This is a genomic window from Streptomyces sp. NPDC001634, from assembly GCF_040298185.1.
Classification (GTDB): domain Bacteria; phylum Actinomycetota; class Actinomycetes; order Streptomycetales; family Streptomycetaceae; genus Streptomyces.
In genome coordinates this window covers 43,119-57,404 of the sequence record NZ_JBEOZU010000047.1, presented here as the reverse complement: position 1 = coordinate 57,404, position 14,286 = coordinate 43,119, and the positions used below count along the sequence as shown (strand labels likewise).

1 protein-coding gene is annotated in these 14,286 nt (G+C 72.5%); it reads right to left on the bottom strand.

The window, feature by feature from the left end; all coding sequences use genetic code 11:
- Window positions 1-53: 53 nt before the first annotated feature.
- A complete protein-coding gene (locus ABT186_RS28155) occupies window positions 54-14,234 on the bottom strand; it encodes a type I polyketide synthase (protein ID WP_351927417.1) in 14,181 nt (4,726 codons plus the stop codon).
- Window positions 14,235-14,286 lie beyond the last annotated feature (52 nt).

Sequence of the window (14,286 nt, the reverse complement as noted above, 5' to 3'; positions counted from 1 at the left end):
TGCCCCATACGTTGTAGCGGTAGGAACGTTTCGGCCTGCTGTGACGCGGGCGCTCAGGACCGGCCGAGTTCCCGGTTGATGAAGTCGAAGATCTCGTCGTCCGAGGCCGCCTCGAGCTGCTGGGAGACGGAGGCCTTGGGATCGCCCTCGCTCTGATCACCCAGCTCGGTCAGCATGCTGCGCAGTCGTGCCTTCGCGAGAGTCCTGGCGCTGTTATCTGGGGAAAGCCTTGAAATCGTGGAGGCCAGCCGGTCCAGCTCGGCGACCAGGGCGGTTTCCGCGACGGCGTCGTCGGCGTCTTCCTCGCCGAACAGCTCGTCGTCGAGGAAGGCCGCGAGATGGCGTGGCGTCGGGTAGTCGAAGACCAGGGTGCTGGGCAGCTTCAGACCCGTCTCGGCGGCGAGCCGGTTGCGCAGCTCGACGGCGGTCAGTGAGTCGACGCCGAGCTCCCGGAAGGCCTGGCCGGCCCCTACGACCCCGGTGTCGCCATGGCCCAGTACCTCGGCGGCACGCCTTCGCACCAGGTCGAGCAGCGCCTGCCGACGTTCGTCCGCCGACTGACCGCCGAGCTTCTGCCGCAGCCCGGACTCCTGTTCGCCCGCCGGTTGCCCGGATGTTCCCGGGGTGGCGATGAGGGCCGCACGTACTTCGGGAAGGTCGGCGAGCAGGGCGCTGGGACGGACGCTCGTGTACGCAGGGGTGAACCGTGCCCAGTCCACATCCGCGACGACCGCCACCGCATCCCCGCCCGGAACGACCCGGCCCAGCGCCCGTACCGCGCGGTCCGGCTCCAGGGCGGGCAGGCCACGCCTGCGCAGCGCCTCGGCTGCCTCCGCACCGGCCGCCATCCCACTGTCGGCCCACGGGCCCCACGCCACCGACGTCCCGGCCAGCCCCCGCGCGCGGCGCGCCTCAACCAACCCGTCGAGGAAGGCGTTGGCCGCCGCGTAACCGGCCTGGCCGCCACTGCCCCACACACCGGCGATGGAGGAGAACACCACGAAGGCATCCAGCGGGCGCTCACCCAGCACCGCGTCCAGATGCACGGCACCGGCCACCTTGCCCGCCCACACGGCGGTCAGATCCTCCGGCGACACCTCGTCCAGCGGCAGGTTCACCACCGCGCCGGCCGCATGCACGACGGCGTCGACCGCGTACTGGCCCAGCAGTTCCTCCACCGCGGCACGATCAGCCACATCACAGGCGACCACGCTCACCGGCACCCCACAGGCGGCGAGTTCGTCGCGCAGCTCCGTGGCGCCCGGAGCTTGCAGACCCCGACGGCTGACCAGCACCAGATGTCCGGCACCCTCCGCCGCCGCCCAACGCGCCACACGAGCACCCAACGCACCCGTACCACCCGTGATCAGCACGGTGCCCCGCGGACGCCAAACCTTCTCCCCGCCTGCGCTGTCGCCCGGGGTCACCCGCACCAGCCGACGCCCGAACACACCGGACGCCCGCACCGCGACCTGATCCTCATTCCCCACACCGGCCAGAACAGCCGCCAGCGCGTTCCCGGTGGTGCCCTCCAGGGCGGCCGGGAGGTCGATCAGACCTCCCCATCGGCCGGGTGCCTCCAGGGCGGCCACACGACCGAGGCCCCAGACCGCGTTCCGGACCGGATCGACGGCCGTGTCCGACCGCCCGACCGACACGGCACCCCGGGTCAGCACCCACAGCGGAGCCGTCACACCGGCGTCGCCGAGGGCCTGCACCAACGCCACGGAACCGGACACGCCCACCGGCACACCGTCCTCGGACACGTCATCGGAGAGAGCGAGCAAGGACACCACACCCGCGACCGGTGCCATGTCCTCCAGCAGCGCCGCGAGCCGTACGCGGTCCGCGCGTGGGTCGCACGTCCACCACTCGACCTCGGCACCCGCGGCCGTGAGGGCTTCCCGTACCGAGACGGCCCAGGTGTCGGCCTCAAGGCCGTCCGGTACGACCGCCAGCCAGCGGCCCGCCAGTGTGGCTCCGCGCGGGATTCCGGCCATCGGAGCCCACTGCACCCGGTACCGGTAACCGTCCACCTCGGCATGTTCCACGCTCTGCCGCCGCCAGGAGGTCAGCGCGGGCAACACCGCCCCCACCACGTCCTCCTCCAGCTCCAGCGCCCCGGCCAGGGCCTCCAGGTCCTCCCGCTCGACGGCCTCCCAGAAACGGGCGTCGATCTCGCCACCCGTGCCGCTGGATGCCTGTGTACCGGCGGCCGTGGGCCAGTACCGCTGGTGCTGGAAGGCGTACGTGGGCAGTTCGACGGCCCCGGGGACGTCGGCATCGACCATCGACGACCAGTCGACGGCACCGCCGGACACGAAAACGCCGGCCATCGCGGACAGGACCGACCTCGCCTCGGACCGGTCCTTGCGCAGAGCGGCGACGAGTACGGGCGGGTCACGGTCGACCCTGCTCCCACCGTCCAGGGCTGACTGCGCAAGGGCGGTGAGCGTGCCCTCCGGACCGAGTTCGACGAAGCGGCGGACGTCGTTCTGCCCGTCCAGGACGCGTACGGCGTCGGCGAAGCGCACCGTCGCGCGGACATGCTGCACCCAGTAGTCCGGCGACGTCAGCTCCTCGGCGGTGGCGGCCTCCCCGGTGACGGTCGATACGATGGGCAGCCGCGGGTGCTCGTACGAAAGGCTCTCGGCCACCTTGCGGAAGTCGGCGAGCATCGGTCGCATCAGCGGCGAGTGGAAGGCATGGCTCACCCGCAGGGCCGTGGCCTTGCGGTCCTGGGAGCGGAAGTGGGCGGCCACCTCCTCGACGGCGCCGGCCGCACCCGAGATCACCACCGACTGCGGCCCGTTGACCGCCGCGATGCCCACCCGCTGGTCGTCGAGCAGGGGCAGCACCTCCTCCTCGGTGGCCTGGAGCGCGACCATCGCACCGCCCTCGGGCAGCGCCTGCATCAACCGGCCCCGCGCCACCACCAGACGGCAGGCGTCCGCCAGGGACCACACCCCGGCGACATGGGCGGCGGCCAGCTCACCGATGGAGTGACCGGCCAGCACGTCCGGGCCGACGCTCCAGGACTCCAGCAGCCGGAACAGGGCCACTTCGAGGGCGAAGAGGGCGGGCTGCGCGTACTCGGTCCGGTTCAGGCGTTCCGCGTCCTGGCCGAACACGACCTCCCGCAGCGGTAGTTCCAGCTCCAGGTCCAGATGCGCGCACACGGCATCGAACGCGTCCGCGAAGACCGGGTACTCCTCGTACAACTCCCGGCCCATACCAAGATGTTGTGAGCCCTGACCCGCGAACAGGAAGGCCGTACGCCCCCCTTCGCCCACCTCGCCGGTCACCGCACCGGCGGCGGCCGGTTCACCCGCCGCCACGGCCTCGAGTCCGCGCAGCAATTCCTCACGGTCCGCACCCCACACCACCGCACGGTGCTCGAACACCGACCGCGACCGCACCAGGGATCCAGCGACCTCCGCGGCGCCCGGCGTCGCGTCGCCGCTCACGTACTCCGCCAGCCGTCCGGCCTGCGCCCGCAACGCGTCACGGCTGCGCGCCGACACCACCCACGGGACGAGGGACGACAGCGGATCGGCCCCGGGAGAAGCCGGAGCCCCCTCGGAGACGGGCTGCTCCAGGATGACGTGCGCGTTGGTGCCGGAGACACCGAACGCCGACACACCCGCCCGGCGCACGCGCCCCGCCTCGGGCCAGACGCGATTCTCGGTCAGCACCTCCACGGAACCGGCCGACCAGTCCACGCGTGACGACGGCTCGTCCACATGCAGGGTGCGCGGCAGTACCCCGTGTCGCATGGCCAGCACCATCTTGATGACACCGGCGACACCGGCGGCGGCCTGGGTGTGCCCGATGTTCGACTTCACCGAACCCAGCCACAGGGGTTGTTCACGGTCCTGGCCGTACGTGGCCAGCAGCGCCTGCGCCTCGATCGGATCACCCAACGCGGTACCCGTGCCGTGTGCCTCGACCGCGTCCACGTCGGAGGGCTTGAGCCCCGCACCGGCCAGCGCCGCCCGGATCACCCGCTGCTGCGACGGACCGTTCGGCGCCGTCAGACCATTCGACGCACCGTCCTGGTTGACCGCGCTCCCCCGCACCACCGCCAGCACCCGATGACCGTTACGGCGGGCATCCGACAGCCGCTCCACGACCAGCACACCGACACCCTCACCCCACCCGGTGCCGTCGGCATCGTCGGAGAACGCCTTGCACCGGCCATCCGCCGCAAGCCCCCGCTGCCGCGAGAACTCCACAAACGCACCCGGCGTCGACATCACCGTCACACCACCGGCCAACGCCAGATCACACTCACCACTGCGCAACGCCTGCACCGCCAGATGCAACGCAACCAACGACGACGAACACGCCGTGTCCACCGTCACCGCAGGCCCCTCAAGACCCAGCACATACGACACCCGGCCCGACAACACCGACGCCGCGTTGCCCGTGCCCACATGCCCCTCGAAGTCCTCACCCGAGGCCAGCAACAGACCCGTGTAATCCTGACCGTTCGTCCCCGCGAAGACACCCGTCCGGCTGCCCCGCAGCGAAGCCGGCGCCATACCCGCCCGCTCCAACGCCTCCCACGACGTCTCCAGCAACAACCGCTGCTGCGGATCCGTCGCCAACGCCTCCCGCGGACTCATCCCGAAGAAACCCGCATCGAAACGATCCACACCATCAAGGAAGGCGCCGACGTCCACGTAACTGGTGCCCCGCCGCCCGGAGTCCGGGTCGTACAGGGTGTTGAGGTTCCAGCCGCGGTCCGCCGGGAAGGCACCCACCGCGTCCCCGCCCTCGGACAGCAGCCGCCACAACCCCTCCGGATCCCGCACACCACCCGGGAACCGGCAGGCCATCCCGACGATCACCACCGGATCGTCCACGACACCCGCACTCACCGGACCCACCACCGCGGGCACCGCCTCGGACACATCACCGAGCAACTGCTCCCGCAGATACCGCGCCAACGACACCGGCGTCGGATAGTCGAACACCACCGTCGCGGCGAGTGCCACGCCGGTCGCCATCGCGAGGGTGCCGCGCAACTCGACCGCGGTGAGGGAGTCGACACCCAGATCGCGGAAGGCACGCTCGGCGGGAACGGCGGAGGCGCCCGAGTAGCCGAGCACGCCGGCGGCGCACAGGCGGACGACTTCGAGGAGGACGCGTTCCTGTTCCGCGGGGGTGAGCCCGGTGAGCTGGCCGCGCAGGCCGGAGCCGTCGCCACGGCCGAACCGCTCGGAGGCGGCTCCGGCGCCCTCGACGGCCGCGCGTGCCTCGGGCAGCGACTCGATCAGCGGGCTCGGGCGCGTCATGGTGAAGGGCGGTGCGAATTCGCCCCAGTGGATGTCCGCGACCATGACGGCCGGCCGGGGTGCGCCGATGGCGCGGCGCAGGGCGAGTACGCCGAGAGCGGGTTGCAGTGGCAGCACGCCACCGCGGTGCATGCGCCAGGCCACGACCTCCTCGTCGGCCATGCCGCCGTCGGCCCACGGCCCCCACCCGATCGACGTGGCCGGCAGCCCGGCCGCGCGGCGCCGGTCGGCGAGCGCGTCGAGGAAAGCGTTGGCCGCCGCGTAGTTGCCCTGACCAGAGGTGCCGAGGATGCCGGAGACCGACGAGAAGAGGACGAAGGCGTCCAGGTCGCGGTCGCGGGTGAGTTCGTCCAGGTGCAGCGCGCCCAGTGCCTTCGTCCGCAACACCGTCGCGAACCGCTCCGGAGTCAGCGCGTCGATCACACCGTCGTCCAGCACACCCGCCGTGTGCACCACCGCATCCACCGGATGCGCCGCCAGCAACTCCGCCAGCGCGTCGCCATCCGCCACATCACACGCGACCACCGTCACGTGCACACCCAGACCCAGGAGCTCGTCCCGCAGTTCCGCGGCACCCGGAGCTTCCGGGCCCCGACGGCTGACCAACACCAGATGCCGAGCACCCTCCGCCGCCGCCCACCGCGCCACACGAGCACCCAACGCACCCGTACCACCCGTGACCAGCACCGTCCCCCGCGGACGCCAGTCGGTCCCCTCCTCGGCGGTGGGGATGCGTTCCAGCCGGCGGCCGAGAACGCCGGACGGCCGGACGGCCACCTGGTCCTCCGTACCGCCGCCGAGGAGTACGCCCAGGAGGCGGGTGGTGGCGCGGCGGTCCAGCACCTCGGGCAGATCGATCAGACCACCCCAGCGGTCCGGGTACTCCAGCGCCGCCACCCGGCCCAGACCCCACACCGCACCCTGCACCGGATCGACAGGACCGTCCGAACGGCCCACCGACACACCACCCCGCGTCAACACCCACAACCGGCCCCCCACACCCGCATCCCCGAGCGCCTGGATGACCGCGGCCACCGCGGCGGGGCCGAGCGGCAGGCCGTCGTCGTCGGCTCCGGCGAGTCCGGCGAGGGCGAGCACGCCTTCGACGGGGTTCCCCTGCGTCGCCTCGCGCAGCCGGTCGGCGAGTACGGCACGGTTCGTACGGGCGCTGCCGGGGACCTCGACGGTGGCGACGCGGTCCGGGCCGCCGAGGGCCGCGGTCAGGGTGGCGACCGTCGGGTCGTCGCCGTCCGGGTCGCCGGGAAGGACCAGCAGCCAGCGGCGGTCGGTGAAGTCCGGGGCGGTGACGGCAGGTTCGGTCGCGGCGGGCTTCCACACCACCTGGTAGTACAGGGCGTCGACGGCGGTCTGTTGCTGCTGCCGCTTACGCCATGAGGCCAGCGCCGGTACGACCGCGCCGATCTGCTCGGCCGCCAGGCCCAGGGTCTGCGTCAGCGCGTCGAGGTCCTCGCATTCGACGGCCTCCCAGAAACGGTCGTCGGCGGTGTCGGCCGCGGTCCTGGCGGATTCGCCGACCCTGACGGCGGCCGCGGTGCCGTGATCGAGCCAGTAGCGTTTGTGCTGGAAGGCATAGGTCGGCAGGTCCGCCGCCGGTGTGGTGGGGACGGCGCCGAACGCCTGCATCCAGTCGACATCGACGCCGTTGACGTGCAGTTGGGCGAGCGCGCCGTACACGCCGGTGAGCTCGGGGCGGTCCTTGCGCAGCAGGGGGACGAGCAGCGGGCCGGGTCCGGCGGCCGGGTCGCCGGCGAGGCAGGTACGGGCGAGCGCCGTGAGGGTGCCGTCGGCGCCCAGTTCGAGGTAACGGGTGACGCCATGCTCCCTCAGGCGGCGCACATCGTCGGCGAAGCGCACGGGCTGCCTGACGTGAGCCGTCCAGTAGCCGGCCGCGCACAGTTCGCCGGGGTCGGCAAGGGTACCGGTGACGTCGGAGACGATGGGGATCTGCGGACGGTGGTAGGTGAGGCTCTCGGCGACGTGCAGGAATTCCCGCAGCATCGGTTCCATCAGCGGCGAGTGGAAGGCGTGGCTGACCCGCAGCCTGGTGGTCCGGCGTCCGGCGGCCCCGAAGTGCCCGGCGATCCGTGAGACGCCGTCCTCGGTGCCGGAGACCACGACGGACTGCGGCCCGTTGACCGCGGCGATCCCGACCTCGGCCTCCCACCCGGCCAGCAGCGGCAGCACCTCCTCCTCGGACGCCTGCACCGCGACCATGGCACCGCCCTCGGGCAGCGCCTGCATCAGCCGGCCGCGAGCGGCGACCAGCCGGCAGGCGTCCTCCAGGGACCACACGCCCGCGACGTAGGCCGCCGCCAGTTCACCGATGGAGTGCCCGGCGAGCACGTCCGGCCGGACGCCCCACGACTCCAGCAGCCGGAACAACGACACCTCGAAGGCGAACAGGGCCGGCTGGGTGAACTCGGTCCGGTTCAGGGCGACTTCGTCGTCACCGAACACGATCTCCCGCAGCGAGTGGCCGAGTTCGTTGTCCAGGTGGGCGCAGACGCCGTCGAACGCCTCCGCGAACACCTCGAAGGTCTCGTAGAGTTCGCGGCCCATGCCGAGCCGCTGGGAGCCCTGTCCCGCGAAGAGGAAGGCGAGGCCCCCTTCGGAGTCGGCCGTGCCCACGGCCGCGGCGGGCGTGGGTTCGCCGCGGCCGACTGCCTTGAGCGCGGCGAGGAGATCGTCGCGGTCCTCGCCGACGACGGCAGCGCGGTGCTCAAAGGCGGACCGGGAGGCGGCGAGCGCGTGTCCGACCACGGCCGGGCTCAGCTCGGGGTGGGCCTCGATGTGCCCGGCCAGCCGGGCGGCCTGGGCGCGCAGTGCCTCGTCGCTGCGGCCGGAGACCAGCCAGGGCACCATGGCCGCCGGCGGCTGCGGAGCGGCCGGGGGTTCCGGAGCGTCGGCGGGGAGTGCCTCCTCCAGTACGACGTGGGCATTGGTACCGCTGAGCCCGAAGGCGGAGACGGCGGCGCGGCGCGGCCGGTCCTCCTGCCCCGGCCACTCCCGCGCCTGCGTCAGCAGCCGTACGTCGCCCGCCGACCAGTCGACGTGCGACGACGGCTCGTCCGCATGCAGGGTGCGCGGCAGCACCCCATGCCGCATCGCCAGCACCATCTTGATCACACCCGCCACACCGGCGGCGGCCTGGGTGTGCCCGATGTTCGACTTCACCGAACCCAGCCACAGCGGGTGTTCACGGTTCTGCCCGTACGTGGCCAGCAACGCCTGCGCCTCGATCGGATCACCCAGCGTCGTGCCCGTGCCGTGCGCCTCGACCGCGTCCACATCCGCCGGCGACAACCCCGCACCAGCCAGCGCCGCACGGATCACCCGCTGCTGCGAAGGACCGTTCGGCGCCGTCAGACCATTCGACGCACCGTCCTGATTGACCGCACTGCCCCGCACCACCGCCAGCACCCGATGACCGTTACGCCGGGCATCCGACAGCCGCTCCACCAGCAGCATGCCCACACCCTCGGACCACCCCGTACCATCCGCGTCATCCGAGAACGCCTTGCACCGCCCATCCACCGCAAGCCCCCGCTGCCGCGAGAACTCCACAAACACACCCGGCGTCGACATCACCGTCACACCACCGGCCAACGCCAGATCACACTCACCACTACGGAGTGCCTGGACCGCCAGATGCAACGCAACCAACGACGACGAACACGCCGTGTCGAGTGTGACCGCGGGGCCCTCCAGTCCGAGCGCGTACGACACCCGGCCGGATGCCAGGCTCGCCGCGCTGCCGGTGAGCAGATGGCCGCGTACGTCGTCCGGGACCTCGGTGAGCGTGGCGCCGTAGCCCTGGTGTCCGCAGCCGACGAACAGGCCGGTGCGGCTGCCCCGCAGGGAGCGCGGATCGAGACCGGCCCGCTCGACGGTCTCCCAGGAGACCTCCAGCAGCAGTCGCTGCTGCGGGTCGATGGCGACCGCCTCGCGCGGCGAGATGCCGAAGAACGCGGCGTCGAAGGCGTCGGCGTCGGACAGGAAGCCGCCCTCGTTGACATAACTGGTGCCGGGCCGCAGCGAGTCGGGGTCGTACAGCGCGTCGAGGTCCCAGCCGCGGTCGGTCGGGAAAGAGGCGATGGCGTCGCCGCCATCGGCCAGGAGATCCCACAGCTCCTCGGGCGAGGTGATCCGGCCCGGAAGCCGGCAGGCCATCGCGACGATGGCGATCGGTTCGTCGTTGCCGGCGCCGCTGCCGCCCGCCGGGACCGGGTCCGCGGTGTTGGTCAGGTGGCCGGCCGGCAGGGTGCCGTCGTCGAGTTCGTGCAGCAGGTGGTCGGCGAGGGCGAGGGGCGTCGGGTGGTCGAAGACCAGGGTCGTCGGCAGCGTGAGGCCGGTGCTGGTGGCCAGCAGGTTGCGCAGTTCCACGGCGGTGAGCGAGTCGAAGCCGCAGTCCTGGAAGGCCCGCGTCGGCTGGATGCTCTCCGGTGTCGGATGGCCGAGCGCGGTGGCGGCGCTGTGCCGCACCAGCTTGAGCAGTGCCTGACGGCGCTCGGTCGCGCCCAGCGGGGCGAGTTCGGCGCGCAGCCGGCCACCCCGCCCTGCCGATTGGTCGCCGGCCTCCGCCAGGCCGCGGGCGGCCTCTGGGATACGGCTCAGCAGCGCGCCGCCCGGCAGACCGAGCCGCCCGGCGGCGATTCTGGCCCAGTCGACGTCGGCGACCAGCGCCCAGGCATCGTCGTGGGCGAGCAGGCTGTCCAGGGCGGTGAGCGCCGGTTCGACCTCCATCGGGGTCAGGCCGCCGCGCCGCAGCCGGGTCAGTACGGCGGGGTCGTCGGCCATGCCGCCGCCCGCCCAGGGCCCCCAGGCGATGGAGGTGGCCGCCAGTCCGGCGGCGCGCCGCTGCCGGGCGAGGGCGTCGAGGAAGGCGTTGCCGGCCGCGTATCCGGCCTGGCCCGCCGAGCCGAGCGCGCCGGCGATCGACGAGAACAGCACGAATGCCGTGAGGGGTGTGTCCAGCTGCCGGGTGGCCTCGTCCAGGTTGATGGCCGCCCTGAGCTTGGCGCGCAGGACGGTGGCGTAGCGCTCGGGGTCCATCGCGGTCAGGGGCGCGTCGTCGAGGGTGCCCGCGGCGTGCAGCACCGTGGTCAGCGGCCGGTCGGCGGGCACGGTGGCGAGCAGGGCGTCCAGCGCGGTCCGGTCGGCGGGGTCGCAGGCGGCGAAGGTGATCCGGGTGCCCGTCTCCTCGAGTTCGCGGCGCAGTTCGTCGGCACCGGGTGCCTCGGGTCCGCGCCGGCTGACGAGCAGCAGGTGCTCGGCGCCTTCTCTGGCGAGTCGGCGGGCGACATGGGCGCCGATGACTCCGGTGCCGCCGGTGATCAACGTCGTTCCGGTGAGCCGCGGTCCGGAACGGTCGTCGTCGCCGCGGGTGATGCGGGTCAGTCGGCGGGCGAAGACGGCGGAGTCCCGTACCGCCAGCTCGTTGTCGTCGCCGGGCTGCGCGACGAGCGCCGTGAGCCGGGCCAGCGCGCGCCGGTCCGGCCGCTGCGGCAGATCGACGAGGCCGGCCCACAGGTCGGAGTGTTCGACGGCCACGGTGCGGCCCAGGCCCCAGGTGGTGGCCTGCAGTGGCCGGGTCAGCCGGTCGGCGGCGCCGACGGACACCGCCGACTGTGTGGCCGCCCACAGCCGTGCCTGGGTGCCGGACTCGGCCAGCACCTGCACCAGCAGCGTGTTGAGGTGCAGACCCAAGGGGACGTCGGCGTGGTCCGGGTGGGGTGTCTCGGTCAGGGCGAGCAGCGACAGCAGCTGGACCGTGCCGCCGCGGTGTGCGGCGGCGTCGGTCAGGGCGGCGGCGAACCGAACGCGGTCCGTGTCGGCGGCCACGGGGAGGGGGCTCGCTTCCGCCCCGGCGGCGGAGAACGCCTCCACCACGGCCATGGCCGTCTCGGCGGCGTGCGGGTCGTCCCCGCAGTAGGGCACGAGCCAGAGCCCCGCCGGGGAGCCCGTCGGGGACTGCAGCGGTGTCCAGAGCTCCCGGTGCTGCCAGGACTCGGCGGTGGCCCGCTGCCTGCTGTTGTGGTGCCAGGCCGTCAGGGCGGGCAGCACGGGTGCCAGGACGTCGGGGTCGAGCGCCAGCCGCTCGGCCAGGTCGCGGACGTCACCCCTGTGGACGGCCGACCAGAACGCCGAGTCGACGGCCTCCGCCGACTGGCCGTCCTCCGCGTCGGACGCGGCGTCGGCCAGCCAGTACCGGGCCCGCTGGAAAGCATAGGTGGGCAGTTCGACGTTCCGTGCGCCGGGGAACAGTGCGGACCAGTCCGGGCTGTGCCCGTGCGCGTGGAGCGCGCCGACGGCCCCGAGCAGACTGCCCGCCTCCGGCCCCTCCTTGCGCAGGGCGGGCACCACCACGTGCCGCACCTCGGCCGGCTCCGGGTCCTCCTCCTTGGAGGGCAGGGCCGCCTGGGCGAGGGCGGAGAGCGTGCCGTCGGGTCCGAGTTCGAGGTAGCGGGTGACGTTGTGGTCCGCGAGGGTGCGGACGGCGTCGGCGAAGCGGACGGTGCGGCGCACGTGCTGCACCCAGTACTCCGGCGACGTCAGCTCGTCCACGCTTGCCGCCTCGCCGGTCACCGTGGAGACAAGGGGAAGTTGCGGCAGCTCGTACGACAACTCCTCGGCGACCGACCGGAATTCGGCCAGCATCGGCTCCATCAACGGGGAGTGGAAGGCATGGCTCACCCGCAGGGCCGTGGTCTTGCGATCCTGGGCACGGAAGTGCGCGGCGACCTCGTCAACGGCCTCGCAGGCTCCGGCGATGACCACGGACTGCGGGCCGTTGACCGCGGCGATGCCCACCCGGTCGTCGAGCAGGGGCAGCAGCTCCTCCTCGGTGACCTGGAGTGCGACCATCGCACCGCCTTCGGGCAGCGCCTGCATCAGCCGTCCCCGCGCGACCACCAGGCGGCAGGCGTCCGCCAGGGACCACACACCCGCCACATGTGCCGCGGCCATCTCGCCGATCGAATGCCCTGCAAGGACATCCGGGCGCACACCCCACGACTCCAGCAGCCGGAACAGCGCCACCTCCAGAGCGAAGAGAGCAGGCTGCGCGTACTCCGTACGATTCAGCCGGTCCGCGTCCGCACCGAACACCACGTCCCGCAGACCGAACGGCAGCTCCGCGTCCACGGCGTCGAAGGCCTCGGCGAACACGGGGTACGTCTCGTACAGCTCCCGGCCCATGCCCAGTCGTTGGGAGCCCTGACCGGCGAACAGGAACGCCGTGCGCCCCCGCGCCGCCGTTCCGCGTACGACTCGTGCGTGCGCCTCGCCGGACGCCAACGCCTTGAGCCCCGACCGCAGTTCTTCGAAACCGGAACCCACGACGACGGCGCGGTCCTCGAACGGCGACCGCGTCACCGCCAACGACAACCCCACATCGGCGGGAGAACCGGCCGAACCGTCCACGATCTCCAGCAGCCTCGAGGCCTGGGCCTGAAGGGCACCCTCCCCGCGCGCCGACACCGGCCACAGCGCAAACCCGCCGGCACCCGGCTCCGTGGCCTCGGGAGCCTCCTCGACCGCCTCGGGCTCCTCGAGGATCACGTGCGCGTTGGTGCCGGAGATGCCGAAGGACGACACACCCGCCCGGCGCGGGCGGTCGTCGGCACGTGGCCAGTCCTGCGGTTCGTTCAGCAGGCTCACCTCGCCCGCCGACCAGTCGACGTGGGTGGACGGCGCGTCCACGTGGAGGGTGCGCGGCAGCAGACCGTGCCGCATGGCCAGCACCATCTTCATGACGCCGGCGACACCGGCCGCGGCCTGTGTGTGCCCGATGTTGGACTTCACGGAGCCCAGCCACAAAGGCCGTTCACGGTCGCGCCCGTACGTGGCAAGCAGCGCCTGGGCCTCGATCGGGTCGCCCAACGTCGTGCCCGTGCCATGCGCCTCCACCGCGTCCACGTCCGCGGAGGACAGGCCCGCGCTCGCCAGCGCCGCGCGGATCACCCGCTGCTGCGAGGGACCGTTGGGCGCGGTCAGACCGTTCGACGCACCGTCCTGGTTGACCGCGCTGCCCCGGATGACGGCGAGCACCCGGTGACCGTTGCGGCGGGCGTCCGACAGCCGTTCCAGCAGGAGCAGGCCGGCCCCCTCGCCCCACCCGGTACCGTCCGCGGCATCCGCGAACGGCTTGCAGCGGCCGTCGGTGGCCATACCGCCCTGGCGGCTGAACTCGACGAAGGCACCCGGGGTCGACATCACGGCGACACCGCCCGCCAGCGCCAGCGAGCACTCACCGGCCCGCAGGGCGTGTGCGGCCAGGTGCAGCGCGACCAGCGACGAGGAGCAGGCTGTGTCGACCGTGACCGCCGGGCCTTCCAGACCCAGGGTGTAGGCGACACGGCCGGAGACAACGCTGCCGGTGTTTCCGGTGAGGATGTGGCCCTCGACGCCCTCGGGAATCTCGCGCAGCCCCGAGCCGTACTCCTGGTTGCTGCACCCGACGAAGACCCCTGTGCTGCTGCCGCGCAGGGCAGCGGGGGCGATGCCCGCGCGTTCCACGGTCTCCCAGGCGACCTCCAGCAGCAGCCGCTGCTGCGGGTCCATGGCCAGGGCCTCGCGGGGCGAGATGCCGAAGAAGTCGGCGTCGAAGCGGTCGGCCGCGTGGACGAAGCCGCCCTGGGTGGCGGCGCTGCCTCCGCCGGTGCCGTCCTGCTGGAACAGTGCGTCGAGGTCCCAGCCGCGGTCGGCCGGGAAGTCCGTCATGGCGTCCGTGCCGTCGGCCAGGAGTCGCCAGAAGTCCTCGGGGGTGTCGGCTCCGCCCGGCCAGCGGCAGGCCATGGCGACGATGGCGACCGGCTCGGTCATCGCCTCCTGCAACTGCTGGTTGTGCTTGCGCAGCCGTTCGTTCTCCCGGAGCGAGGCACGGAGGGCTTCGACGACTTTTTCGGAGGACATGCTCAGCTCCACACTTCGCGCTTCGATGCAGACAACATGCGGACAAGGGGCC